Origin of the sequence: Kitasatospora sp. NPDC087861 (genome assembly GCF_044742585.1) — a bacterium.
Taxonomy (GTDB): Bacteria; Actinomycetota; Actinomycetes; order Streptomycetales; family Streptomycetaceae; genus Kitasatospora.
The window spans coordinates 166,667-191,568 of record NZ_JBIUUS010000006.1; the positions used below are offsets into that span (position 1 = coordinate 166,667).

General features: G+C 73.5%; 22 protein-coding genes and 2 tRNA genes. 13 read left to right on the forward strand and 11 right to left on the reverse strand.

What is annotated here, in order from left to right:
* The first annotated feature begins 89 nt into the window (after positions 1–89).
* From ACIOJE_RS11695 to pyrE, 3 genes are all read left to right on the forward strand, one after another.
* Entirely contained in the window at positions 90–1,730 is a 1,641-nt protein-coding gene (locus ACIOJE_RS11695; RefSeq protein WP_400775362.1) for a polyamine aminopropyltransferase, read from the forward strand.
* A 336-nt stretch (positions 1,731–2,066) separates the two neighbouring features.
* The gene (locus ACIOJE_RS11700; protein WP_400775365.1) at positions 2,067–3,089 is read left to right on the forward strand and encodes an SRPBCC family protein; all 1,023 of its coding nucleotides are present in this window, start codon (positions 2,067–2,069) and stop codon (positions 3,087–3,089) included.
* Positions 3,090–3,120: 31 nt separating this feature from the next.
* A complete protein-coding gene (gene pyrE / locus ACIOJE_RS11705; protein WP_280673778.1) occupies positions 3,121–3,657 on the forward strand; it encodes an orotate phosphoribosyltransferase in 537 nt (178 codons plus the stop codon).
* A gap of 140 nt (positions 3,658–3,797) precedes the next feature.
* Here the strand turns inward: pyrE and ACIOJE_RS11710 are convergent, their stop codons facing one another.
* Positions 3,798–4,523, reverse strand: coding sequence for a DedA family protein (locus ACIOJE_RS11710; protein ID WP_400775367.1), 726 nt, complete (start codon positions 4,521–4,523; stop codon positions 3,798–3,800).
* A 342-nt stretch (positions 4,524–4,865) separates the two neighbouring features.
* On the opposite strand from ACIOJE_RS11710, the gene fbaA reads away from it, so the two are divergent.
* Positions 4,866–5,888 (forward strand): class II fructose-bisphosphate aldolase, encoded by a 1,023-nt coding sequence (gene fbaA, locus ACIOJE_RS11715; protein WP_280673780.1) that lies wholly within the window; start codon positions 4,866–4,868, stop codon positions 5,886–5,888.
* Between the two features lie 102 nt (positions 5,889–5,990).
* Here fbaA and ACIOJE_RS11720 read toward each other — a convergent pair whose 3' ends face one another.
* The gene (locus ACIOJE_RS11720; RefSeq protein WP_280673781.1) at positions 5,991–6,410 is read right to left on the reverse strand and encodes a DUF3151 domain-containing protein; all 420 of its coding nucleotides are present in this window, start codon (positions 6,408–6,410) and stop codon (positions 5,991–5,993) included.
* Positions 6,411–6,531: 121 nt separating this feature from the next.
* Here ACIOJE_RS11720 and ACIOJE_RS11725 point away from each other — a divergent pair, with 121 nt between their 5' ends.
* Positions 6,532–7,413, forward strand: coding sequence for a DUF3152 domain-containing protein (locus tag ACIOJE_RS11725; protein WP_400775370.1), 882 nt, complete (start codon positions 6,532–6,534; stop codon positions 7,411–7,413).
* Positions 7,414–7,507: 94 nt separating this feature from the next.
* Here ACIOJE_RS11725 and ACIOJE_RS11730 read toward each other — a convergent pair whose 3' ends face one another.
* From ACIOJE_RS11730 to purS, 4 genes are all read right to left on the reverse strand, one after another.
* Positions 7,508–8,335 carry a sterol carrier family protein gene (locus ACIOJE_RS11730; protein ID WP_400775372.1) on the reverse strand — a complete coding sequence of 276 codons (828 nt, stop codon included), beginning with the start codon at positions 8,333–8,335 and terminating at the stop codon, positions 7,508–7,510.
* An 81-nt stretch (positions 8,336–8,416) separates the two neighbouring features.
* Positions 8,417–10,672 (reverse strand): phosphoribosylformylglycinamidine synthase subunit PurL, encoded by a 2,256-nt coding sequence (gene purL / locus ACIOJE_RS11735; RefSeq protein WP_400775375.1) that lies wholly within the window; start codon positions 10,670–10,672, stop codon positions 8,417–8,419.
* Complete coding sequence (gene purQ / locus ACIOJE_RS11740; protein ID WP_280673785.1) at positions 10,672–11,349, reverse strand: phosphoribosylformylglycinamidine synthase subunit PurQ; 678 nt, start codon at positions 11,347–11,349, stop codon at positions 10,672–10,674. The genes purL and purQ overlap by 1 nt, the downstream gene beginning before the upstream one ends.
* Positions 11,346–11,600: a phosphoribosylformylglycinamidine synthase subunit PurS gene (gene purS, locus ACIOJE_RS11745; protein WP_045692676.1), complete on the reverse strand. Its 255-nt coding sequence runs from the start codon at positions 11,598–11,600 to the stop codon at positions 11,346–11,348. The genes purQ and purS overlap by 4 nt, the downstream gene beginning before the upstream one ends.
* Before the next feature lie 466 nt (positions 11,601–12,066).
* On the opposite strand from purS, the gene ACIOJE_RS11750 reads away from it, so the two are divergent.
* The 7 genes from ACIOJE_RS11750 (at position 12,067) to ACIOJE_RS11780 (ending at position 16,757) form a co-directional block, all read left to right on the forward strand.
* Positions 12,067–12,384, forward strand: coding sequence for an Lsr2 family protein (locus ACIOJE_RS11750; protein WP_280673786.1), 318 nt, complete (start codon positions 12,067–12,069; stop codon positions 12,382–12,384).
* A 140-nt stretch (positions 12,385–12,524) separates the two neighbouring features.
* Positions 12,525–12,597: transfer RNA gene (locus ACIOJE_RS11755), tRNA-Gly, on the forward strand.
* Positions 12,598–12,636: 39 nt separating this feature from the next.
* Positions 12,637–12,712: transfer RNA gene (locus tag ACIOJE_RS11760), tRNA-Gly, on the forward strand.
* Positions 12,713–12,926: 214 nt separating this feature from the next.
* The gene (locus tag ACIOJE_RS11765; RefSeq protein WP_400775378.1) at positions 12,927–13,937 is read left to right on the forward strand and encodes an ABC transporter ATP-binding protein; all 1,011 of its coding nucleotides are present in this window, start codon (positions 12,927–12,929) and stop codon (positions 13,935–13,937) included.
* Positions 13,934–14,779, forward strand: coding sequence for an ABC transporter permease (locus ACIOJE_RS11770; RefSeq protein WP_280673788.1), 846 nt, complete (start codon positions 13,934–13,936; stop codon positions 14,777–14,779). The genes ACIOJE_RS11765 and ACIOJE_RS11770 overlap by 4 nt, the downstream gene beginning before the upstream one ends.
* Positions 14,780–14,879: 100 nt before the next feature.
* Complete coding sequence (locus tag ACIOJE_RS11775) at positions 14,880–16,109, forward strand: sensor histidine kinase (protein ID WP_400775381.1); 1,230 nt, start codon at positions 14,880–14,882, stop codon at positions 16,107–16,109.
* A gap of 27 nt (positions 16,110–16,136) precedes the next feature.
* Positions 16,137–16,757: a response regulator transcription factor gene (locus ACIOJE_RS11780; protein WP_280673791.1), complete on the forward strand. Its 621-nt coding sequence runs from the start codon at positions 16,137–16,139 to the stop codon at positions 16,755–16,757.
* Between the two features lie 33 nt (positions 16,758–16,790).
* On the opposite strand, the gene ACIOJE_RS11785 is transcribed toward ACIOJE_RS11780, so the two are convergent.
* The 4 genes from ACIOJE_RS11785 to purD all read right to left on the reverse strand — a co-directional run bounded on the left by ACIOJE_RS11785 (position 16,791) and on the right by purD (position 22,934).
* Positions 16,791–17,690, reverse strand: coding sequence for a phosphoribosylaminoimidazolesuccinocarboxamide synthase (locus tag ACIOJE_RS11785; RefSeq protein ID WP_400775383.1), 900 nt, complete (start codon positions 17,688–17,690; stop codon positions 16,791–16,793).
* Between the two features lie 101 nt (positions 17,691–17,791).
* On the reverse strand, positions 17,792–19,330 hold the full coding sequence (locus tag ACIOJE_RS11790) for a N,N-dimethylformamidase beta subunit family domain-containing protein (RefSeq protein ID WP_400775386.1): 1,539 nt from the start codon (positions 19,328–19,330) through the stop codon (positions 17,792–17,794).
* 218 nt (positions 19,331–19,548) lie between these two features.
* On the reverse strand, positions 19,549–21,132 hold the full coding sequence (locus tag ACIOJE_RS11795) for a hypothetical protein (RefSeq protein ID WP_400775389.1): 1,584 nt from the start codon (positions 21,130–21,132) through the stop codon (positions 19,549–19,551).
* A gap of 554 nt (positions 21,133–21,686) precedes the next feature.
* Positions 21,687–22,934 (reverse strand): phosphoribosylamine--glycine ligase, encoded by a 1,248-nt coding sequence (purD, locus tag ACIOJE_RS11800; RefSeq protein ID WP_280673799.1) that lies wholly within the window; start codon positions 22,932–22,934, stop codon positions 21,687–21,689.
* 368 nt (positions 22,935–23,302) lie between these two features.
* Here purD and ACIOJE_RS11805 point away from each other — a divergent pair, with 368 nt between their 5' ends.
* Positions 23,303–24,088: an SLATT domain-containing protein gene (locus ACIOJE_RS11805; protein ID WP_400775391.1), complete on the forward strand. Its 786-nt coding sequence runs from the start codon at positions 23,303–23,305 to the stop codon at positions 24,086–24,088.
* 103 nt (positions 24,089–24,191) lie between these two features.
* On the opposite strand, the gene ACIOJE_RS11810 is transcribed toward ACIOJE_RS11805, so the two are convergent.
* Entirely contained in the window at positions 24,192–24,839 is a 648-nt protein-coding gene (locus ACIOJE_RS11810; protein ID WP_280673803.1) for a hypothetical protein, read from the reverse strand.
* Between the last annotated feature and the right edge of the window lie 63 nt (positions 24,840–24,902).

Here is a 24,902-nt window from a genome sequence, read left to right on the forward strand (position 1 = left end):
TACGCAGGAACGGTTCGTCAATGCGGCGTTCTGCACTGTCCGTCGAATGGGCGCAGCTATCCGTCCCGAACGTCCCCTAGCGTTTGTTCGTGATCAACCATCCGGCCGGTCCACCCGCCCGCTCGCGAGTGGACCTCGACGACGGCGCCCCACCCCGGCCCGCGCGGAGCCTCGCCCCCCTGCCCGCCCGCCGTCGGTCCCGGCTGCGCTCCCACCCCCGGCTGGCCCGCCTGACCGTCCTGCTGGCCGCGTTCGTCTGCGCGGCCTGCGGACTCGTCTACGAACTCGAACTCGTGGCACTCGGCGACTACCTGCTCGGGGACTCGGTCACCCAGACCTCCGTCGTGCTCTCCGTCATGGTGTTCGCGATGGGCCTCGGCTCACTCCTCGCCAAACGCCTCACCCGACGGCCCGCCACCGCCTTCGCCCTGGTCGAATGCGCCCTCGCGCTCACCGGCGGCCTCTCCGTCCTCGCGCTCTACTCCTGCTGGGCCTGGATCGGCCGCTACCAGGCCGCCATGGTCGGCCTCACCTGCCTCATCGGCATCCTCATCGGCGCCGAGATCCCGCTCCTGATGACCCTCATCCAGCGGATCCGGCGCGAGGACGCCGGACGCGCCGCCGCCGACCTCTTCGCCGCCGACTACGTGGGCGCGCTGATCGGCGGCCTCGCCTTCCCCTTCCTCATCCTCCCCGGCCTCGGACCCGGCACCGGCGCCCTCGTCACCGGCGCCGTCAACGCCGTCGCCGGAGCCGCCGTCGTGCTCTGGCTCTTCCGCGAGGAACCCACCCCCCGGATACGACTCCTGCTCTGGGGCGGCTGCGCGCTCGTCCTCGCCCTGCTCGCCGCGGCCGCCGCCGGCTCCGACGCCATCGAACGCTCCGCCCGGCACGCCCTCTACGGCGCCCAGGTCCGCTTCGCCACCCGCAGCCACTACCAGGAGATCGTGCTCACCGGCCCGGCCGAAGGCCCGCTCCGGCTCTACCTCGGCGGACGGCTCGCCGTCTGCGGACCCGACGAGTACCGCGGCAACGAAGCCCTGGTCCACCCGGCGATGGCCGCCGGACCGGACGCCCGGATCCTGCTCCTCGGCGGCGGCGACGGGCTCGCCCTCCGCGAGGCGCTCCGGCACCGCGGCGTCCGCTCCGTCCGGCTCGTCGACGCCGACCCCGCACTCCCCCGGCTCGCCCGCACCGACCCCGGACTCGCCGCCCTCACCGGCCACTCCCTCGACGACCCCCGGGTCCACACCACCGCCTCCGACCCGATGGCCTGGCTGCGCAGCGGCGCCGCCACGGCCGACGGCACCTACGACGTGGTGCTCGCCGACCTGCCCGCACCCGCCGACGGCGGACCGGTCACCTTCCACTCCCAGGAGTTCTACGGCCTCGCCACCCGGCTGCTCTCCCCCGGCGGCCGCGTCGCCGTCCGGGGCGGCGGCGACGTGGGTGGCCTCTGGCAGATCGAGTCCGGCCTGCGGACGGCGGGGCTGCAGACCGTCCCGTACGCCGTCCAGGGCGGCGCCACCGCGAGCTGCCGCGCCGACCCGCCGGACACCGCCCAGAACTTCCTCCTCGCGGCCGCCGCCCAACCCCCGCTCGCCCTCGCCCCCGACGCGCCACCGCCCCGCGCCCTCACCCCCGACGGCCTCCTCAGCTCGGCCACCCGCCTCACCGCTCTCCGCCCCGCCCGCCCCCCGGCCGCCCTCACCCTGCTCGGGCCCCGCTGAGGGCAGGACGGAGCCGTGTGAGGCGGCGGCGTGCCCGCCACGACGGCCCGGCGGCGGGCGGCGGGAGATGCCGAGCGGCCGGCGCGGCGGCACCGACGGAACGGCGGCCGGGCGGGAGCGCCACGGCGGCCCGGGGGCGTACGTGGCGCGAGACCCCGACGGCCCCCACCGAGCGAGCCCGATGAGGCGGCGGCCGGTGCCCGCCACGGCGACCCGGGGCTGTCCGGCGGCAGGAGGTGCCGGCCGGGGGCGCGCCGAGGCCGCCGGGGGCGGGACGGGGAAGTCGGGTGGCGGTAGGTGGGGACCGTGCGGGGTTGGGTCGGTAGGCTCCGTGGCATGGAGCATGAGGTTGTCGTCCCGATGTCCGCCGAGTTGGTGCGGCAGGCCCTGCAGGATCCGGCTCTGCTGGCCCGTAGCGTGCCGGGGCTGAGCACCGAACCGGCCGCGGTCGGTGCCGGGCCGGCGGAGGAGATCGGCGGCCGGCTGAAGCTGCGCATCGGCGGCTCCACCATCACCTACAAGGGCGTGCTGTCGCTGATCGAGGGGCGCGAGGGCGTGCTGACCGTGTTCGCCGAGGGCCAGGAGGCCCGCGGCAGCGGCGAGGCGACCGCCACCGTCCGGGTCAGCGTCGCGGACGGCGCCGAGGACGGTACCGCGGTGGTCCGCTTCACGGGTGACCTGAGCGCCACCGGCCGGCTCACCGAGTTCGACGAGGAGACCCTCGACGCCGCCGGCCGCCGGCTGCTGGACCGCTTCGCCGCCGCGCTCGCCTCCCCGGACGCCGAGCAGGAGCCGGAGAGCGACGGCGAGGGCGAGGGCGCCCCGGAGACAGGCACCGACGCCGACACCACGGCCGACACCGACGCGGACACCGACAGCGCCGACGACGCCGACGACGCCGACGTGGTCTTCATCGAGGAGCACCAGGACCAGCCCGGCGACGACCTCGACGACGACCTGTCCGACCTGATCGCCTTCTCCGACGCCGACGCCGAGCGCTTCGGCCTGCCCACCGGCGCCACCGGCGACGACGGACACGAGGAGGGCGTCGCCGAGGAGCTCCCCGCCGAGCCGCTGTTCGAGTACGAGGACGAGCCGGCGGGCGGCGGCCCGGTGCGCCGCAGCATCGTCGGCCGGTCGGCCGAGGAGGTGGACCACGCCCCGCCGCGCGGACGGTACGCCCCGGCGCTGCCGGCCCGCAGTGCCCGGGCCCGGGCGGCGTCCCGCTGGGGCGGCGAGGCCGGCGGGATCGTGGTGCCGGGTTCGGGCGGCCGGAGCGCCGTGCCGTGGGTGATCGGCGGCGGGGTGGCCCTGCTGGGCGGCGCCGTGGTGCTGGTCAGGGCCTTGCGTCGCCGCTGACCGACCCAGGAGCGGACTAGACTGAACGCTCATGAGCAACGACCGCGACGCCCTGCTGGCACAGATCAAGGACAAGGCCGTCGTGCACGGCAAGGTCACCCTTTCCTCCGGCAAGGAGGCCGACTACTACGTCGACCTGCGCCGGATCACGCTGGACGGCCAGGCCGCCCCGCTGGTCGGCCGGGTGATGCTGGACGCGACCTCGCACCTGGAGTACGACGCCGTCGGCGGTCTGACCCTGGGTGCCGACCCGGTGGCCGCCGCGATGCTGCACGCCGCCGCCGCGCGCGGGCGTGAACTGGACGCCTTCGTGGTCCGCAAGGCGGGCAAGGCTCACGGCCTGCAGCGCCGGATCGAGGGCCCGGAGGTCAAGGGCCGCCGGGTGCTGGCGGTCGAGGACACCTCCACCACCGGCGGCTCGGTGCTGACCGCCGTCGAGGCGCTGCGCGAGGCGGGCGCCGAGGTGGTCGGCGTCGCGGTGATCGTGGAGCGCGGCGGCGCGGCCGCGGTCGAGGCGCAGGGCCTGCCCTACGTGACCGCGTACACCCTGGACGACCTGGGCCTCTGAGCCCGACCGGCCCGACGCACGGCCGGCCCGACGCACGGACGGCCCGGCGCACAGACGCCTGACACACACACGAGGGGCCGGGTCCTGTTTCACGTGAAACAGGACCCGGCCCCTCGGCATGTGCCCGGAAGCCCCGGTGCTCAGCCCCGCCGGTGGCGGCCGCCGCCGCTCTGCACGGTGTCGGTGTCGGTGTCGGCGCTCTCCACGCCACCGGCCTTCTTCTTCTTGCGCTCGCGCAGGACCTCGATCAGGATCGGCGAGACCGAGAGCAGGACGATCAGCAGCACCGCCGGGATCAGGTACTTGTCGATCACCGGGGCGAGCGCGTCGCCGAAGAAGTAGCCGATCAGCAGCATGGACTCGGTCCAGAGCACACCGCCGATGACGTTCCACAGGAAGAACGTCCTGGCGGGCATCTCCAGGGTGCCGGCGACCGGGTTGAGGAAGGTGCGGACGATCGGCATGAAGCGGGCCAGCACCACGGCCTTGCCGGGCCCGAACTTGTTGAAGTACTCCTCCGCCTTCAGCACGTACTCGCGCCGGAAGATCTTCGAATCGGGCTTGTCGAACATCTTCGGCCCGACCTTGACCCCGATCAGGTGCCCGAGCTGGGCGCCGGCGATCGCGGCCACCGGGGTCCCGATGAGCAGGACGGCGATCGGCAGCTTGGCGCCGTCGCCGAGCACCGACGAGGCGGCGTTCGAGGCGGCGACGCCCGCGATGATCAGCAGTGAGTCACCCGGGAAGAAGAACCCGACCAGCAGGCCGGTCTCCGCGAAGATGATCGCGATCAGCCCGATGGCGCCGAGGGACGAGATCAGTGATTTGGCGTCGAGCAGGTTGACGGCCAGCAGGTTGTAGTCCACGGGCGCAGGATAGCGGGCCGTCCTGTACGAAGGCTTCGCCCAGCGGGTGGATCCGGTGTCCTCCCGGCGTCGCACGCGGGGCGGTCCGCACCGCCGGCGGCGACGGTCCGACTGGCGGGCTCCTGCTGACCTGCGGGCACGAGTCTGGGAAGATGGCCCAGGCGTCCGGTCCGCAGCGGCACACCACCCTCATCGCCGTACCGCGGAGGTCGCCTCGAACCTTGGTGCCGGAGAGCCACACCGCAGCGCCGCGCGTCGGCGGCCGGCACGGAGTCGTACCGAAGGCGTACACAGCGTCGGACAGCACCGTCCGTACGCCGCAACCCGACAGGAGCGGATCGCATGCCCATCGCAACTCCCGAGGTCTACAACGAGATGCTGGACCGGGCCAAGGCGGGCAAGTTCGCCTACCCGGCCATCAACGTCACCTCGTCGCAGACCCTGCACGCCGCACTGCGTGGTTTCGCCGAGGCCGAGAGCGACGGCATCATCCAGATCTCGACCGGTGGCGCGGAGTTCCTGGGCGGCCAGCACAACAAGGACATGGTGACCGGCGCCGTGGCGCTGGCCGAGTTCGCGCACATCGTCGCCGCCAAGTACGACATCACCGTCGCGCTGCACACCGACCACTGCCCGAAGGACAAGCTGGACGGCTACGTCCGCCCGCTGCTGGCGATCTCCGCCGAGCGCGTGGCCAAGGGCCAGAACCCGCTGTTCCAGTCGCACATGTGGGACGGCTCGGCCGAGACCCTCGCCGACAACCTGGCCATCGCCCAGGAGCTGCTGGCCCAGGCCGCCGCCGCCAAGATCATCCTTGAGGTCGAGATCACCCCGACCGGCGGCGAGGAGGACGGCGTCACGCACGAGATCAACGACGAGCTGTACACCACCGTCAACGACGCCGTGCGCACCGCCGAGGCGCTGGGCCTGGGCGAGAAGGGCCGCTACCTGCTGGCCGCCTCGTTCGGCAACGTGCACGGCGTCTACAAGCCGGGCAACGTCGTGCTGAAGCCGGAGCTGCTGCGCGAGCTGCAGGACGCGATCGGCAAGCAGTACGGCAAGACCGACCCGTTCGACTTCGTCTTCCACGGCGGCTCGGGCTCGACCGCGGCGGAGATCGCCACCGCGCTGGAGAACGGCGTCGTGAAGATGAACCTGGACACCGACACCCAGTACGCCTTCACCCGCCCGGTCGTGGACCACATGTTCCGCAACTACGACGGTGTGCTGAAGGTCGACGGCGAGGTCGGCAAGAAGAGCACCTACGACCCGCGCACCTGGGGCAAGCTCGCCGAGGCGGGCATGGCCTCCCGCGTGGTCGAGGCCGCGCAGCAGCTGCGCTCGGCCGGCAACCGCCTGAAGTGAGCCCGGTGGCCGGGCTGAGAGCCCGGCCACCGTGCGAACGCGGAGGTGCCCCCCGGTGAGTCCACCGGGGGGCACACGTGTGTGGGTCTCCTACTGCTACTGCTACTGCTTCAGCTCCGCGTACGCCTCCGCGCTGCTGTCCTTCAGGAACTGCCAGCAGCGGGCCTCCTCCTCGGTCTCCTTGATCGCGCCGGCGGCCCGCGCGAGCGCCGCCAGGCAGCGCAGGAAGCCGCGGTTCCCGCGGTGCTCCCACGGCACCGGCCCGTGGCCCTTCCAGCCGTTGCGGCGCAGCGCGTCCAGGCCGCGGTGGTAGCCGGTGCGGGCGTAGGCGTAGGACTCGACGTAGCGGCCGGCCGCGTAGGCGTCGTCGGCGAGCATCGCCCAGGCCAGGCAGAAGGTCGGGAAGTCGGCGGCCACCTGGGTGGGTGAGGCCGACTCCTCCGCCAGCATGCGGTAGGGCTGCTCGTCCTCCGGGAGAAGGGTCGGGTCGGGGCCGTCGAGAAGATTCCGGTGAATCGCCATGCAGGCAGTCTGCCACCCGAGGCGCTGGGGTCAACCGCCCTCCCGGGTTCGGCACCGGGTGACGGTGCCTGCATACCCGGTATGTGGACATTCACCCGTTCGCCATGCCAGGGTGTCGATCGTGCCCGCAGCCCGATCCGCCGCCCGACGCAAGAACACCCAGGGCGGCCGCCGACGCCGACGGCAGCGGCGCAGACTCGGGCCTGGCATGCTCGCGGCACTGGTCACGGCGGTGGCGGTGCTGGGCGGTACGGCGGTCGTGCTGAATCGTTCCTCCGGTGCGCCCGACGCCGGGCCGACCGCCCAGGCACGGGTCGCCCCACCCGCCGAGCAGACCCCCGTGCCCGCCACGCCGACGCCGACCGCGGCCGACACCCCGAGCGCGCCGCCCGCCCCGGCCCCGGACCCCACCCCCATGCCCACTGCGCCCGACCCGGGCCCGGCCAAGGGCGCGGGCACCTTCAGCATCGCCCCCGCCACCGCCCAGCCGGTCGGACGCGGCAACGTGCGCCGCTACCGGGTGGAGGTCGAGGACGGCATAGGCATCGACGCCCCGGCCGCCGCCACCCAGATCCACGGCGTCCTCGGCGACAAGCGCGGCTGGACCAACGACCGCAAGAACGGCTTCCAGCTGGTCGCCGACGGCGGCTACGACTTCACCGTGAAGATCGCCTCACCGGCCACCGTGGACAAGATCTGCGGCGCCTCCGGCCTGGACACCCACGGCGAGGTGAACTGCAACGTCGGCAACCAGGTGCTCGTCAACTCCAAGCGCTGGAACACCGGTTCACCGCAGTTCAGCGGTCCGATCGACGAGTACCGGGCGCTGATCGTCAACCACGAGGTCGGCCACCGGATAGGCCACGGGCACGAGGGCTGCCCCGGCCCGGGCAAGCCGGCACCCGCGATGATGCAGCAGATCTACGGGCTCAAGGGCTGCGCGCCGAACGCCTGGCCGTACTCGGAGAACGGCACCTACCTGAGCGGGCCGTCGGTGCCGTAGCCCGGAGCGCCGCGAACCGGTGAGCCGCTGCGCAAGGCCGCCCAGCCGGGCCCCCGCCGAGGCCTCGGCGCACCGGCCCCGGCCCCGGCCCCGGCTACCCGAGCACCGGCAGGTAGGCCCGCAGGTCGCTGCGCTCGCCGGAGGCGGAGACCGCCGCGGCGTCCACCGCGGCCGCCCAGTCCGCCCGGCCGGTGGCCAGTCGGATCCAGGTCAGCGGATCGGTCTCGACCACGTTCGGCGGGGTCCCCCGGGTGTGCCGGGGCCCCTCGACGGCCTGCACGACGGCGTACGGCGGGATCCGCAGCTCGACCGCGCCGCCGGGGGCGCGCTCGGCGAAGGCGTCGGCCAGCAGCCGGGTGACGGCGGCGACGGCCTGCCGGTCGTGCGGGAAGCCGTCGAGGCCGAGCGCCGCCGCCAGGTCGTCGGCGTGCACGACGGTCTCCACCAGCCGGGTCACCAGCATGTCGGCGAGCGTCATCGAGCCGAGCCGGATCTCGAACCGGCGCTGCGGGTCCCGGACTTCGTCCTCGGAGAGCAGCTGGACCAGTCCGCTCGCGGCCCGGTCGAAGGCCTGCGCCACCGAGACCGGATCCCCGGCGAACTCGCCCCGGGCCGTCGCCCGCGCCTGCTCGTCGAGCAGCGGCGCGACCGTGCCGACCGCGGCCACCCAGCCCGGCAGGTCCAGCGGCGGCCGGCCCTCCTGCGGATCGTCGAAGTGCGCCGGGACCCAGTCGATCTGGACGGCGAGGTGGGCGAGCAACTCGCGGACCGTCCACGCCCCCAGCCTGGTCGGCCGGGCCAGCCGCTCCGCGGCGTCCGGGCGGGCGCAGAGCTCGTGGACGGCGGTACGCAGCGCGCCGGTCTGCGCGACCAGGGCGGCGATCACCTTCGCGGGCTGGTACGTACGGGGTTTGGGAGGCATGGGCCCCAACATACGCCGAGGGGCGGACGGTTCGACCGAACCGTCCGCCCCTCGGAGGCCGCCCACGCGGGGCCGCCGCGATCAGGCGAGCAGAGCCTCGATGACGCCGGTGTGGGCGTCCTTCAGCTCGGCCAGCGAGACGGTGAACTGGCCCTGGACGTCCAGGGATTCGCCGTCCACGACACCGATGCGGGTGGCCGGCAGGCCGCGCGCGGTGCACATGTCGTTGAACCGGAGCTCCTCGCTGCGCGGCACGGCCACGACGGCGCGGCCGGCCGACTCCGAGAACAGGAGGACGAACGGGTCCATGCCCTCGGGCACGATGATCCGCGCGCCGCGGCCGCCCTTGAGGCAGCTCTCGACGAGCGCCTGGCCGAGGCCGCCGTCCGAGAGGTCGTGCGCGGCGTCGATCATGCCGTCGCGCGAGGCGGCGATCAGGATGTCGCCGAGCAGCCGCTCGCGCTCCAGGTCGACCTTGGGCGGCAGGCCGCCGAGGTGGTCGTGGACCACCTGCGACCAGGCCGAGCCGCCGAGCTCGTCCGCGGTGTCACCGAGCAGGTAGAGCAGCTGCCCCTCCTCGGTGAAGGCGATCGGGGTGCGCCGGGTGACGTCGTCGATGACGCCGAGCACCGCGACCACCGGGGTCGGGTGGATGGCGACCTCGCCGGTCTGGTTGTACAGCGAGACGTTGCCGCCGGTGACCGGGGTGCCGAGCACCAGGCAGGCGTCGGCCAGGCCGCGGGTGGCCTCGGCGAACTGCCACATCACGTCCGGGTCCTCGGGGGAGCCGAAGTTGAGGCAGTCGGAGACCGCGAGCGGCTTGGCGCCGCCGGCCGCGACGTTGCGGTAGGCCTCGGCGAGGGCCAGCTGGGCTCCGGTGTACGGGTCCAGCTTGGCGTAACGGCCGTTGCCGTCGGTGGCGACCGAGACGCCGAGGTTGGTCTCCTCGTCGATCCGGATCATGCCCGAGTCCTCGCCGACCGAGAGCACGGTGTTGCCGAGCACGTAGCGGTCGTACTGGTCGGTGATCCAGGACTTGGAGGCCTGGTTCGGGGAGCCGGCGACCTTCAGCAGGTCGGCCTTGAGGCCCTCGCCGGTGGTCGGGCGGGCCAGCCGCTCGCCGGTGGGGGCGTCGGCCTGCAGCGCGTCCTGCCAGCTCGGGCGGGCGTACGGACGCTGGTAGGTCGGGCCCTCGTGGGCGACGGTGCGCGGCGGCACGTCGACGACAAGCTCGCCGTGCCAGAAGATCTCCAGGCGCTCGCCGTCGGTCACCTCACCGATGACGGTGGCGATGACGTCCCACTTCTCGCAGATCTCCAGGAAGCGGTCGACCTTGTCGGGCTCGACGATGGCGCACATGCGCTCCTGCGACTCGCTCATGAGGATCTCCTCCGGCGAGAGCGTGGTGTCGCGCAGCGGCACGGTGTCCAGCTCGACCCGCATGCCGCCGGAGCCGGCCGAGGCCAGCTCGCTGGTGGCGCAGGACAGGCCGGCGCCGCCGAGGTCCTGGATGCCCTTGACGAGCTTCTCCCGGAAGATCTCCAGGGTGCACTCGATCAGGAGCTTCTCCTGGAACGGGTCGCCGACCTGGACCGCCGGGCGCTTGGTCGGCTTGGTGTCGTCGAAGGTCTCGGAGGCGAGCACCGAGACCCCGCCGATGCCGTCGCCGCCGGTGCGGGCGCCGTACAGGATGACCTTGTTGCCGGCGCCGGAGGCCTGCGCGAGGTGGATGTCCTCGTGCTTCATGACGCCCACGCACAGCGCGTTGACCAGCGGGTTGCCCTGGTAGCAGGAGTCGAAGACGACCTCGCCGCCGATGTTCGGCAGGCCCAGGCAGTTGCCGTAGCCGCCGATGCCCGCGACGATCCCGGGCAGCACGCGCCGGGTGTCCGGGTGGTCGGCCGCACCGAACCGCAGCGGGTCCATCACGGCGACCGGGCGGGCGCCCATCGCCAGGATGTCGCGCACGATGCCGCCGATGCCGGTGGCCGCGCCCTGGTAGGGCTCGATGTACGACGGGTGGTTGTGCGACTCGACCTTGAAGGTCACCGCGTAGCCCTGGCCGACGTCGACCACACCGGCGTTCTCGCCGATGCCGACGAGCATCGCGTCCGAGTCGGGCTTCTTCTCACCGAACTGCTTCAGGTGGACCTTGCTGCTCTTGTACGAACAGTGCTCCGACCACATGACCGAGTACATCGCGAGTTCGGCGCCGGTCGGGCGGCGGCCGAGAATCTCCCGGATGCGCGCGTACTCGTCCTCCTTGAGGCCGAGTTCGGCCCAGGGCTGGGCGACGTCCGGGGTCTGCTCGGCGTTCTTGACGGTGTCGAGGCTCATCAGGCGTTCACCAGCTGCTTCAGGACGGAAGTGAAGAAGCCCAGGCCCTCGACGGTCGGACCGGTGAGCGGCTCCACGGCGTGCTCCGGGTGCGGCATCAGGCCGACGACATTGCCGGCGGCGTTGGTGATGCCTGCGATGTCGCGATACGAACCGTTCGGGTTGACGTCCAGGTAACGGGCGACCACCCGGCCCTCCGCCTCCAGTTCGTCCAGGACGTGCTCGTCGGCGACGAACCGGCCCTCGCCGTTCTTCAGCGGAACGACGATTTCCTGGCCCGCCGAGTAATCCCGGGTCCACGCGGTGCCGGCGTTCTCGATGCGCAGCTTCTGGTCGCGGCAGACGAAGTGCAGCGAGTCGTTGCGGGTGAGCGCGCCGGGCAGCAGGTGCGATTCGCAGAGCACCTGGAAGCCGTTGCAGATACCGAGGACCGGCATTCCCAGCTTCGCCTGCTCGATGACGGTCTCCATGACCGGCGAGAAGCGGGAGATCGCGCCGCAGCGCAGATAGTCGCCGTAACTGAATCCGCCCGGCAGGACGACGGCGTCGACCTGGTGGAGATCCTTGTCACGGTGCCAGAGGGCGACCGGCTCGGCGCCGGCCAGACGGACCGCGCGCTGGGCGTCGCGGTCGTCGAGGGAGCCGGGGAAAGTGACGACGCCCACGCGGGTGGTCACTTCGCCGCCTCCTCGACCCGGACGGTGAAGTCCTCGATCACGGTGTTGGCGAGAAAGGTCTCGGCGGCTTCGCGGATACGGGCGAGCGCGGCGTCGTCGACCGGGCCCTCCACTTCCAGCTCGAAACGCTTGCCCTGGCGGACGTCGGCGATCCCGGTGAATCCGAGGCGGGGCAGTGCACGCTGCACCGCCTGTCCCTGGGGGTCGAGGATCTCCGGCTTGAGCATGACGTCGACTACGACGCGTGCCACTGGCACTCCCGGTGGTGTCTTCGGTGAGGCGGGGGAACCCCAGACTACCGGGGGTTTCGGGCAGGATTGCTGGCCGGGGAGGGCGACGCGCGTAGACCCGAGACCCTTACGCGGCAAGGGATCCAGGCCCGCCGGCCCCCGCCCGGGCCGACCGGTTTCAGTGGATTCGGCCCCCGGAACGAGAACACCCGAAGAACACCCGAATACGGCACTCCGGGACAGATCGACCCGTCGGCACTCCGGTATCCGGCATCCCGGCGAAGACACGTGAATATCCGGAAAAGAATGCCGGACTCTTCGATTTCGACCCCCTTCGGGTGCAGAATAGGGCCACCTGTCGCGGCAAGTGCTGCGTATCCGGCAGGCCACCAGGCCTGCCCGTATGCACTTACGCGAGTGGTGCACATCAGGCCCCCGGACGCACCCCGCGGACCAGCGGCCGAATTGCCCGAGAGGATTGACACCCATGGCTCAGCGTGTAGTTGTCACGCTCTCCGACGACCTGGACGGCGGCGCCGCGGCGGAAACCGTCCACTTCGGCGTCGACGGGAAGTCGTACGAGATCGACCTGTCCGTGGACAACGCGGAAAAGCTGCGGGAGGCCCTCGCTCCGTTCGTCGCGGCCGGCCGCCGCCAAAGCCGTACCGGAAAGTCCTTCCGCCGCACCGCGCTCACCCCGGACCCGGCCGCAGTCCGCGCCTGGGCCCAGTCGCGCGGCATGGAGCTGCCGGCCCGCGGCCGCATCCCCAAGCACGTGTACGAGGAGTTCGCCGCGGCGAACTGACCGCCCCGGGTACCGCCCCGGTCGCCCCGCCCGCCTGGACCGAAAGGGTGGGGCGACCACCCCGAACGATGCTGTAGAGTATTCCTCGTCGCCGCAAAGGAGTGATCCGGAGAGGCGGCGGGTGCCCCACCAGGCACCGTGCGGACGTGGCTCAGTTGGTAGAGCATCACCTTGCCAAGGTGAGGGTCGCGAGTTCGAATCTCGTCGTCCGCTCGCAGTGCGCGAGCACAGCACAACTCCATAGTTTGACCTGCGGACGTGGCTCAGTTGGTAGAGCATCACCTTGCCAAGGTGAGGGTCGCGAGTTCGAATCTCGTCGTCCGCTCCACAAGGAAGGGCCCCCTCGATCGAGGGGGCCCTTCGGCATTCCCGCCGAAGTGGCGCCGAAGTCCCGCCCAAGGACAATCCGGCCGAACCGCATTCCCGCTCCGGCCACGGCGGCCCGGCCCATGACATTTGTCACCGCCGACCCGTGGATCCCCACCCCCAGGTCATGACGGCGCGCACTGCCCGCGCGGCCGGGGCGGCGGAAGGCTGGAGGCATGGAAACGAGCCAGCCCTTCCGCTCCGGCGACAGCGTGATCGAGGTCACCGACCTGCACCGCCACTACGGCACCGGCACCACCGGCTACCACGCCGTCCGCGGCGTCGACCTGGCCGTCGGCCGCGGCGAGCTGTTCGCCCTGCTCGGCACCAACGGGGCCGGCAAGACCTCCACCATGGAAGTCATCGAGGGCCTGGCCGCCCCCACCGGCGGCACCGTCCGGGTGCTCGGCCACGACCCCCACCGGGAGCGCGCCGCCGTCCGCCCGCGGATCGGCATCATGCTCCAGGAGGGCGGCTTCCCCGGCGACCTCACCGTCGCCGAGACCGGCCGCAGCTGGGCCGGGATGACCAGCGGCGCCCGCCCGGTGGAAGAGGCCCTGGAGCTGGTCGGCCTCGGGCACCGCCGCGGCGTCCGGGTCAAGCAGCTGTCCGGCGGCGAGCGGCGCCGGCTCGACCTCGCGATGGCCCTGCTCGGCCGTCCCGAGGTGCTCTTCCTGGACGAGCCCAGCACCGGCCTCGACCCGGAGGCGCGCGCCGCCGTCTGGCGGCTCGTCCGCGAACTGCGCGCCCAGGGCACCACCGTGCTGCTCACCACGCACTACCTGGAGGAGGCGGAGGAACTCGCCGACCGGCTGGCCATCATGCACGGCGGCCAGGTCGTCACCACCGGCACCGTCGCCGAGGTGATCGCCGGCCGGCCCTCCCGGGTCAGCTTCGAACTGCCCGAGTACACCGGGACGGCGCTGCCGGTCCTCGCCGGGGCCGAGATCACCGTCGACGGCCGCAAGGTCACCGTGCAGACCACCGGCCTCCAGCGCACCCTCTTCGACCTGCTCGGCTGGGCCCAGCAACACGGGATCGCGCTCGGCGCCCTGGACGCCCGCAGCGCCTCGCTGGAGGAGGCCTTCCTCGCCATCGCCTCCGAGGCCGCCCACCAGGCCCCGCCCCGGTCGCCCGCCACCACCGCCCGCACCGCCCGCCGCCGCCTGATCGGATCCGCCCGATGACCACCGCCGCCACCTCCGGACAGACCGCCACCACCGCCGTCGGCCCGCAGAGCACCGCCGCCCGGCGCCTGCTCTCCCTCGGCCGCGCCGAGGCCACCCTGCTGCTGCGCAACCGCACCGCCCTGTTCACCGCCCTGCTGCTGCCGTTGCTGCTGATCGCCGGCCGGCGCAACATGCTCAAGCAGCAGGCCGAGTCCCACCCCGGACTGGACGTCGACACGCTGCTGATCACCGGCACCATCGGCGGCATCCTGGCGTTCGTCGTCTACTACAACCTGACCGCCGCGTACGTCGCCCGCCGCAACGAACTGGTGCTCAAGCGGCTGCGCACCGGCGAGGCCCGGGACGTGGAGATCCTGGCCGGCACGGCGGTGCCCTCGGTGACCCTCGCGCTGCTGATGTGCGCCGTGGTCTCCGTCGGCGGCGCCGCCGCCCTCAAGCTCAGCACGCCGGTGAACCCGCTGCTGCTGGCCGCCGGGCTGGCCCTGAGCATCGGCACCATGATGGCGCTGGCCGCCGTCTCCAGTGCCTTCACCAAGACCGTCGAGACCGCCGGCATCACCACCCTCCCGGTGCTGCTGATCTCCCAGTTCGGCTCCGGCCTGCTCATCCCGCTGGAGGTCATGCCCCCGCAGCTGGCCGACTTCTGCCGGCTGCTGCCCACCACCCCGGCCTTCCAGCTGATCCGCATCGGCTGGACCGGCACCGACGGCTCGGCGGCCGCCACCGGCTTCGCCGGTACCTGGTCCACCGCCGCCCCGCACCTGGTCACCGGCGCCGTCTGGCTCGGCCTGGCGGTCTGGGGCGCGGTGCGCTACTTCCGCTGGGAGTCGCGCCGCTGACGCCCCGGCGGACACGGCTTCGAGATCCGAAGGTTCTGCTCCCGTTCCGCCTCTGATATGAAGGCAGCGACAGGGTAGTGATCGAACGGGGAGCAATTCGATGGACGTCCGGGGGCCGGTCCGCCGGTGGAAGGGCTTCGGCAAGGCGCAGCGCGCCGAGCTGTACTTCCGCTGGTCGCTCTACCTGATGGCCTGGATCATGCTGCCGGTGAACCTGCTGGCCAGCGCGTCCACCGTGCAGGTCCCGCAGTCCGGCACGGCCGTGCAGGTCGCCCTGGTCGTCTCGCTCGCCTCCACCCTGGTCACCCTCCGGGCGTACCGCACCTCGCTCGACCACTACCTGCGGCGCCCCAGCGAGTACCTGCGCTGGCTGATCGTCAACGGCACGCTCACGGTGGTCGGTTCCTGGGCCGTCCTGCTGCTCGGCCCGTCCTCCGCCGGACCGTCGAACCCCCACGGAGCGCCGTTCACCGCGGTGATCGCCACCTGCCTGCTGGGCGCGAGCGTCGGCCCGATGAGCGTGGGACTGCCGCTGCGCTGGGCCTGCCTCGGCGGACTCGGCCTGCTGCTGCTGCTCGCCCCCGCACTGCTGCTCGCCGGGGTCGGCGCCGCCACCACGGCCGGGCTGCTGATCGGAGCGGCCCTCGGGATGGCCCTGCTCGTCGGCAGCTGCCGCAGCTTCGCCTGGATCACCGCCATCGTCTGGGAACTGGACGCCGCCCGCGAGGCGCAGTCCCGGCTCGCCGTCGCCGAGGAGCGGCTGCGCTTCTCCCGCGACCTGCACGACGTGATGGGCCGCAACCTCACCACCATCGCGCTCAAGAGCGAACTCGCCGTCCAACTCGCCCGCCGCGGGCGCCCGGAGGCCGCCGACCAGATGGCCGAGGTGCAGAAGATCGCCCAGGAGTCGCAGCGCGAGGTCCGGGACGTCGTCCGCGGCTACCGCACCGCCGACCTGCACGCCGAGGCGATCGGCGCCAGCGCGGTGCTCCGCTCCGCCGACGTGGCCTGCGAGATCGACCTCGGCGAGGACGCCGACCACCTGCCGCCCCCGGTCCAGTCGGTGCTCGGCTGGGTGATCCGCGAGGCCACCACCAACGTGCTCCGGCACAGCGAGGCCCGCCGCTGCCTGATCCGGCTGCACCAGGAGGACGGCCGGGCGGTACTGGAGCTGGAGAATGACGGGGTGCCCGCCGCCCCGCTCCCCTCGCAGGGCGGCGGCACCGGGCTGCGCGGGCTGCGCGAGCGGCTGGCCGCCCACGGCGGCGACCTGACCGTCCCGCAGGCCGCTCCGGGCACCTTCCGGATGCTCGCCTCCGTCCCGCTCTGACCCGACTCCACGGAGGAAGACCCGCCGATGACCGACACCGCGCCCGTGCGCATCCTGCTCGCCGACGACGAGCACCTGATCCGGGGCGCGATGGCCGCGCTGCTCTCCCTGGAGGAGGACATCACCGTGGTCGCCCAGGCCGGCTCCGGCCCGGAGGCGCTGGCGATGGCGCAGGCCCACCGCCCGGACGTCGCGGTGCTGGACCTGCAGATGCCCGGCAAGGACGGCATCGAGGTGGCCACCGAGCTGCGCCGGCTGCTGCCGGACTGCCGCTGCATGATCGTCACCGGCCACGGCCGCCCCGGCTACCTGAAGCGGGCGCTGGAGGTGGGGGTGCGTGGCTTCCTGCCGAAGACCGTCTCGGCGGCCGACCTGGCCGGCATCATCCGGACCGTCCGGGCCGGCGGCCGGTACGTGGACCCGGAGCTGGCGGCGGACGCGATCAGCGCCGGCGAGACCCCGCTCACCCCGCGCGAGACGGACGTCCTGGAGCTGGCCGCCGACGGCACCTCGATCGCCGAGATCGCCGAGCGGGCGGCGCTGTCCCCCGGCACCGTCCGCAACTACCTGTCCTCGGCGGCCACCAAGCTGGGCGCGGAGAACCGGCACGCGGCGGTGCGGATCGCCCGCGAGCACGGCTGGATCTAGCGGGTCCAGGCCCGGCCCGCGGGCGGTCGGGCGTCAGGCCCAGGAGGTGCCGGTCAGCCGCTCGTACACCTCGGTGTACTTGGCCCGGGTCTGCTCGACCACCTCGGCCGGCAGCTCCGGCGGCGGCTGCTCGCTGTGGCGGTCCCAGCCGGAGGCCGGGGAGACCAGCCAGTCGCGGATCAGCTGCTTGTCGAAGGACGGCTGCGAGCGGCCCGGCTGCCACTCGTCGGCCGGCCAGTAGCGGGAGGAGTCCGGGGTGAGCACCTCGTCGCCGATCACCAACTCGCCGTCCAGCAGGCCGAACTCGAACTTGGTGTCGGCCAGGATGATGCCGCGGTCGCGGGCGATGTCCCGGGCCCGGGCGTAGACGTCCAGCGTGGTGCGGCGCAGCTGGGCGGCCAGCTCGGCGCCGATCCGGCGCGCGGTCTCCTCGTACGGGACGTTCTCGTCGTGCTCGCCGACCTCGGCCTTGAGCGCCGGGGTGTAGATCGGCAGGGGCAGCTCGGAGCTGTTCTCCAGGCCCTCCGGCAGGGCGATGCCGCAGACCGTACGGCTCTCCTCGTACTCGGCCAGGCCGGAGCCGGCCAGGTAGCCGCGGGCGACCGCCTCGACCGGGATCATGTCCAGGCTGCGGCAGATCAGCGTGCGGCCCTTCCAGTCGGCGGGGGCGCCGGCCGGGACCTCGGTGGAGATCACGTGGTTGGGGATGATGTCGGCGATCCGCTCGAACCACCACAGGGACAGCTGGGTGAGGATGCGGCCCTTGTCGGGGATCTCGTTCGGCAGCACCCAGTCGTGGGCGGACATCCGGTCGCTGGCGACCATGACCAGTTCGCCCGACTCGGTGCGGTAGAGATCGCGCACCTTGCCGGTGTGCAGGTGGACCAGGCCGGGCACCTGGACCGGCTCAGGCTTGGTGACAAATCCGCTCAACGTGTCTCAGTCCTCAGGGGTCGTTCGCGGGCGCGAGCCCGCGAAAGGGGAGGTCACTGCCCCGGCAGTCTTTCATGCCCCCTGAGCCCCCGGGCCTGGTGCTAGTTCTTGGCGAGGTGGTCCAGCAGGTTGGCGGTGGCGCGCTGGATGCGCTCGTCGGTGAGGCCGGGGCGGCCGAGCGCGGGCGACCAGGCGAAGGTGCCGGCCGCGAACACGTACGCGCCGCTGGGCGCCCGGTACAGCGAGGTCTCCTGGTAGCGGGTGCGGCCGGCGAGGTCCTGGTACGGCGAGTGCGCGAGCAGCACCCGCTCGGTGTGCTCGGGCAGCGCCACCTTGGGGTAGTACCGGTCGGCCTCGCCGGCGACCAGGCCGGGCAGTTCGTCGCCCTCCTGCAGGCCGGTGCCGTCCCACAGCCAGTGCGCGGTGTGCCGGGCGACCAGCGGGACGGGCGCGGCGACCCGGCCCGAGTACTGGACGCCGAGCACGTGCTGCTCGGGCTCGCCGGCGTCCCGCCACAGCGCGCTGGCCGAACCGGGCACCCCGGCGGCCGGGCTGCCGGGCCCGACCTTCTGCCGTTTGCGGCAGTTGAGCAGCCGGTTGGGTTCGCCGGAGGCGGCGGCGGTCAGCTCGACCCGCCAGTACATGGTGTTGGCGGACAGGAACACCAGCGAGGTGCCGTCGTCCCTGGCCTGCTCGACGGCCCGGCGCATCGGCTCGGACCAGTACTCGTCGTGGCCGGGGAAGATCAGCGCCCGGTGCCGCCCCGGGTCGACCAGGCCCGCGTGCAGGTCGGTGGCGGTGGCGTAGGAGAGGTCGTAGCCGTAGCGCTCGGCCCAGCGGATGAAGTCGTACGCGTGGCCGACGTGCAGCGGCAGCCCGGCGGTGGCGTGCGGGCGGTCGAAGGAGACCGTGACGGCCGCCTCCGGCTCGCCGACCAGGCCGCCCCGGCCGTCCCAGGCGTGGTAGAGGCTGGCGCCGCTGCGGCCGTCCTCGGGGAACAGGTTGTAGGCCTGCCAGGTCACGTCCGGGACCACCAGGAGCAGTTCGGCGGCGTGCTCCCGGTCCTCGAAGTCCCTGACCGTGAACGGGATGTGGCTGCGGTGCAGCGTGTCCGCGGTGGTCAGCACGGCGACGTACGCGCCGGGCTTCCAGTGCACCGGGATCTGCAGCCGCCAGGAGTGCCACCAGTGGTGGCAGGAGACCGTCCGCTCGACCACCAGCGGGGCCGGCTGGGCCAGCCCGGCGATCAGCGGGCTGGACGTCATGTGGCTGGCGCCGTCGCCGCCGTAGTGGCCGATCCGGAAGACGTCCACGGTGAACTCGCGGGGCGGGTTGACGGTGACCCGGAAGTCCACCGAGCCGCCGGGGCGGATCACCCCGGCCGAGGCGAAGCCCTTGATCTGCTGGTCCACGTCGTTGGCGCTCTGCGGGGTGCCGACCGGCGGCTTGGGCCGGGCGCCGGCCGCCAGCGGCCGCTGGCCGGGCGCGTCCACCGAGACGTACCAGGGGATGGCACCCTCCGCGCCGGCCAGGTACTGGTCCGGGCTGCGCAGCCAGGGCAGCGGACCCTGACCGAAGGGGTCGGAGACGCTGTAAGCGTGCGTTCCGGACTCCCAGCGGCGGTTGGGTTCGGTCTCCACGCGCCCCTCCCAGGTGCACTTCCGCCCGGTTGGCACGTGCCCCCCGGATGTGCGTGCGGACTAATACACCACAGAGTGCAGGCGCTCCGTCACCCTGCGGTCGCAATTCGTGCCGGGAATCTCACGGCCGCCCCGGACCAGGCCTCCGGCCTGCGGAGACGGCCGCCCGCGGAACCGTTCGGGGGCGCGCGCCGGAGCGCCGAGCGCCGCCTGCCGGCTCACAACCGGACGGGTTTCTCCAGGCGGACGTCGGCGGCGTCCAGCCAGGCCCGTAGCGGGCCGTCCTGGCCCTGCTCGACGGCCTGGGCGACCGGCCCGGCCAGATCGGTGCGGCGGATCCCGCCGAGCAGCAGCACCGGGCCGTCCAGCCAGTCCAGGCCGGGTGCGCCCCCCGCGGTGTCGACGGCGGCGCAGCAGACCATCGCGGTGACGTGGTCGACCAGCAGGTCGCGACCGCTACGGGCGGGTTCGAGCAGCGGGGCCGGGGCGGTGGTGCGGGCCAGCTGGGCGGTGAGCGCCGCGGCCAGCCGCTCGCCGTCGCCCTCGGCGAGCCGGCCCAGCAGCCGGGTGAGCGTCGGGGCGCCGGGGCGGGCCTGCGGGGCGAGCCGGTCCAGGGCGGCCTGCAGGACGGCGGCGCGGGCCCGCCAGCCGGCGTCCACCACGTCGGCCGGATAGTCGCCCCACTCCAGCTCGTGCCAGGCTCCGGCGGCCGGACGGCCGAAGAACAGCTCGGCGGCGAGCCGGGAGACCGCCCGGTCGACGGTGCCGGGCTCCTCCAGCAGGTCGCAGGCGGGGCGGTCCCCGAGCCGGTTGCCGTAGCCGTCGGCCAGCCGGTCGCGCCGGGACAGCTCGGTGAGGGCGGCGACCACGCCGGCGTTGAGGTGGGCGGGGTGGCGGCCGAGCCGCCAGGCGGGCAGCGCGACCCGGGTGAGCAGCCGGTCCCAGCCCGCGTAGGCCAGACCGACCTGCTCCTGGGCGGCGATCCGCAGGCCGTAGTCCACCGCTCTGGCCTGCTCGGAGGCCCAGCTCGCGACGGACCGCTCCAGTTCGGCGGCATGGCCGCGGCAGGCGCCGAGCAGCCGGCGGGTGATCCCGCCGGTGATCCGCTCGGCGAGCGCGGCCAGGCCGCGACGGGGCGGCCGGGGCGGGCTCGCCAGGGTGCCGCCGCCGAGGCCGGGGGCGGCGACCTCGCCGCAGTCCAGGCTGGCGTCCAGGCCGCGCAGGAAGCGACGGGCGGCGGCGATCTCCGGGTCGGCGGAGGCGGCGGCGCCGGCCACCACGGGGGCGAGCAGGGCGCGCAGTTCGCCGGCCCGCATCCACCACAGGAACGGCGAGCCGATCACCAGGACCGGGCCGGGCGGCTCGGGGTGCGGCCGGAACAGGCGGGCCGGCCGCACGGGCGGGACGTCCTCCAGCCAGCTGTCGCAGTCCGGGGTGAGCGCGACGGCGGAGGGCGCGGGCACGTCCAGCCGGTCGGCGAGTTCGTCGATCAGCCGGTACAGCTCGGGGGCCTCCGCGCGTTTCAGCGGGATGGCCGGGGTCTGGGGCGGGACGGCCGCGCGGTAGCCGCGGGCGGTCAGCCCGGCGACCAGGAGGGTCAGCGCGGCCACCGCGCAGACCACCCAGCGGGCGGCGTCCCACCCGGCGGTGTCGGCGGAGCCGGGCTCACCGATCCGCCCGGTGAACCGGCCCGCGAGCAGGACCACCGCGACGGCGGCGGGCATGGCGGCGGCGGCCAGGGCGAGACCTCGGACCCGCAGGACCGCCTGAGCGTGAGCGCGCGCGGTGTCGACTGCGGCCATACGGTGCGGCACCCCCTTCGGAGCCCTCGGGCGCCCGGCGACGGGCCCTGAGCCGACTCGAAACGATCAGTTCCGACCGGGAAGCGGAGGCGTCCGATCCCCGGTAGTGCATGCTGTGTGGCGCTTCTGCCATTTTCGACGCCCGGGCCCGGGTGGGTGTTCCGGATCGCTCCGGTTTCCACTCGTCCCGGTGACACCGCCCGGATTCCGGACGGCCGCGACCGGTCCGGTGCGAAGCACCCGGGCACCCGCCCGGCCGGACGCCGTCCAGCATCCCCCCGCGGGAGCGCCGCTACCCGGCGGCGACCCCGGCGCACGGCCACGTCGCACTGCGATCCAGCGCACCATAAGGCCGGGCGCCCGGTTACGTCAGCTGGATGCTGGTGCTGTCACCCGATGGGCTGGATTCCGCCCGCCGAACGGTGCGCCGGCCCCCGGAGCCACTCCCGCCCCGGAAACCCGCAGGGCGCTGCGTCCATGGGGGGAAATCCCACGATGCGCAGCGCCCTGCGGGCGGGTGCCGGGAGTATGCGAACGGCCCCCTGGGACAGGCCCTAGGCGGTGGCCGCCTTCAGGGCGATGTCGGTGCGGTGCTGGCCACCCTTGAGGGTGATCCGGTCCACGGCGGCGTACGCGCGGTCGCGCGCCTCGACGAGGTCGGTGCCGGTCGCGGTGACCGACAGGACGCGGCCGCCGGCGCTCAGCACCTGGCCGTCCGCACCGGCCCTGGTGCCGGCGTGCAGGACGAACGCGGTCCCGTCGGCCTCGGCCTCGGCCAGGCCCTCGATCGGGTCGCCGGTGCGCGGCGCGGCCGGGTAGCCCTCGGAGGCGACGACCACGGTGACGGCCGCGCCCTCGTCCCAGCGCAGCGGCTCCAGCTGGTCCAGGGTGCCGGTGGCGGCGGCCAGCAGGACGGCGGCCAGCGGGGTGCGCAGCCGGGCCAGCACGACCTGGGTCTCCGGGTCGCCGAAGCGGGCGTTGAACTCGATCACCCGGGTACCGCGCGAGGTGAGCGCCAGGCCCGCGTACAGCAGGCCGGAGAACTCGGTGCCGCGGCGGCGCAGCTCGTCGACCGTCGGCTGCAGGACGCTCGCCTGGACCTCCTCGACCAGCCCGGCGGGCGCCCACGGCAGCGGCGAGTAGGCGCCCATGCCGCCGGTGTTGGGGCCCTCGTCGCCGTCCAGCGCGCGCTTGAAGTCCTGCGCGGGCTGGAGCGGGACGACGGTGGTGCCGTCGGTGATCGCGAACAGCGAGACCTCGGGGCCGTCCAGGAACTCCTCGATGACCACGCGCTCGCAGGAGGCGGCGTGCGCCAGCGCGGCCGCGCGGTCGGAGGTGACCACCACGCCCTTGCCGGCGGCCAGGCCGTCGTCCTTGACCACGTACGGCGGGCCGAAGGCGTCCAGCGCCTCGGCCGCCTCGGCGGCGGTGGTGCAGACGTAGGACAGGGCGGTGGGCACGGCCGCCGCGGCCATCACGTCCTTGGCGAAGGCCTTCGAGCCTTCCAGCTGGGCAGCTGCCGCGGACGGGCCGAAGACCGGGATGCCGACCGCGCGCACGGCGTCGGAGACGCCCGCGACCAGCGGGGCCTCCGGACCGACGACGACCAGGGCGGCGCCGAGCCGCACGGCCAGGTCGGCGACCTGCGCACCGTTCAGCTGGTCGACCGGGTGGACCGTCGCCACCTGCGCGATCCCGGCGTTGCCCGGGGCACAGTGCAGCTCGGACACGGCGGGATCTTGGGACAGAGAGCGGCACAGGGCGTGTTCGCGGGCGCCGCCGCCGATGACGAGGACCTTCACGGTTGGCAAGGGTAGTCGGTGGCCAGTTCCGGCCGCTCTCCGGTCCCGTCCGATCCTCCAGGAGAAGAGCTCCGTACGCCGACGAAGTCGGAGGAACCTCCAAACCCGCCCCCGGTCGGTGCGCGCCGGGTGGCCGAGTCAGGACGGCGGGTCACCGGGCCCTCGCTCGGACGGGTGAAATCTCGCCGACCCCCGCATCCCTCCCACCTCGGGTTCCGGTGGCCGAATCCGGTAACGATCACCGGGGAAGCGTCCCCATGGTCAGCCATTTGGCGGTAAGAAGTGCTGTTGGACAACCACCGGCAGACGCCGCGTCAGTCGATGGACCGCCAGACCCAGCAGTCCGCCCGCCACAGGGAGCCCCACAGGTGAGCCAGCCGGAAATGCAGCCCGAGGAGAGTGCCTGGGGCAAGGAGATCGGCGAGGAGGACCCACCCGCCGCGACCGTCGCCCACCAGGCGTCCACCCGCCGACGGGCCGATCTGAGCGCCCGCCAGTTCCCGCTCGGGGACTGGGGTGAGCCCGCCGAGCGCCTGGAGGAGCTGTACCGCTGGTCCGAGGAGCGGGCGGTCGAGGCGATCGACTGGTACCGCAAGGACCGGGTCTGGAAGCGCCGCTGGGCGCGCCTGCTGCGGTTCGGCACGGCCGGCTTCGCGGTGGGCGGGGTGACCGCCCCGCTGGTCGACCTGACCGGGGCGGTGTCGCACGGCACCAGCTGGGGCTACGTCGGCCTGGCGCTCGCCGCCGCCTGCTACGGCACCGACCGGGTGTTCGGCCTCACCTCCGGCTGGATGCGCGACGTCAGCACCGCGCAGGCGCTGCAACGCCGCCTGGAGGCCTTCCAGTTCGACTGGGCGTCGGAGTGCGTGCGCGAGGTGCTCGGCCCGACCGAGGGCACTGCGGGCGAGGCCGCCGAGCGCTGCCTCGGCGTGCTGCGCCGGTTCTGCGAGGACGTCTCGGACATGGTCCGGACCGAGACCTCGGAGTGGATGCTGGAGTTCCGCGCGTCCATGACCCAGCTGCCCACCCAGGCCCCGGGGACCTGGAGCGGGCGCAGCGAGACCGGGGGGGGCGCCCAGGTGCGGGTGCTGCCGTCACCGGGCACCCGGCCCACCATGCCGCGCCAGCGGCCGCCGGAGGGGCCGCTGCGGTAGCGGGCGGCCGCGGTAGCGGGTGCCGGAGGGCCGCTGCGGCAACGGGCGGCCGAGGGGCCGCTGAGGGGCCGCTGCCGCGAAGGGGCAGCGGCCTGCTGAGGCTTCAGGCGAAGACGACCATCGAGCCCTGGGTGAGGCTGCGGGTCGCCGCCGCGTACAGGCCGGCCCAGGCGTGCCGCTCGCGGGCGAAGGGGTGCAGGTCGTCCAGCGGCGGCCCGAACGGCTGCTCCAGGCCGGTCGGGCCGAGCGGCCGGGTCGGGTCCGGCGGGTTGAGCGGGTCGATGCCCAGCACCGGGGCGACGGCCTGCAGTTCGCGCAGCAGCCCGTGACTGGAGCCGAGCGGACCACCGGAGGCGAGCAGCGCGTCGTCCACCAGCGGCGCCGGGAACTCGATCGGCACGTAGGCGCCCGCGTGGTCGAAGTGCCAGACCAGGTGCGACTGTTCGGCGCTGCTCTCGAACATCTCCAGCAGCTGCTCGTAGTCGCCGCCGAGCGAGTCCACCGGCGTGATGTCCAGCCCGGTGAGGCCCAGCAGGTAGGCGCGGCGCAGGAAGTGCAGCGAGTCGTAGTCGAAGGCGGCTATCGGCTCGACCGCACCGCTGATCCCCGGCACGAACTGGTAGACCGGCACCTCGGGCAGCCCGCGCGATGCCAACACGGCGTTGTAGAGGGCGAGATCGTCCCGGAAGGGGTTGTCGGGGCTGTGGCTCAGCACGTCCACGAGCGGGACGAGCCAGAGGTCGCAGGCCATGGCCGGCAGTTCCTCTCCGGGTGGCGGGGTCGCCCGCAGGGCGGGACGACGACGGGGGCGGGG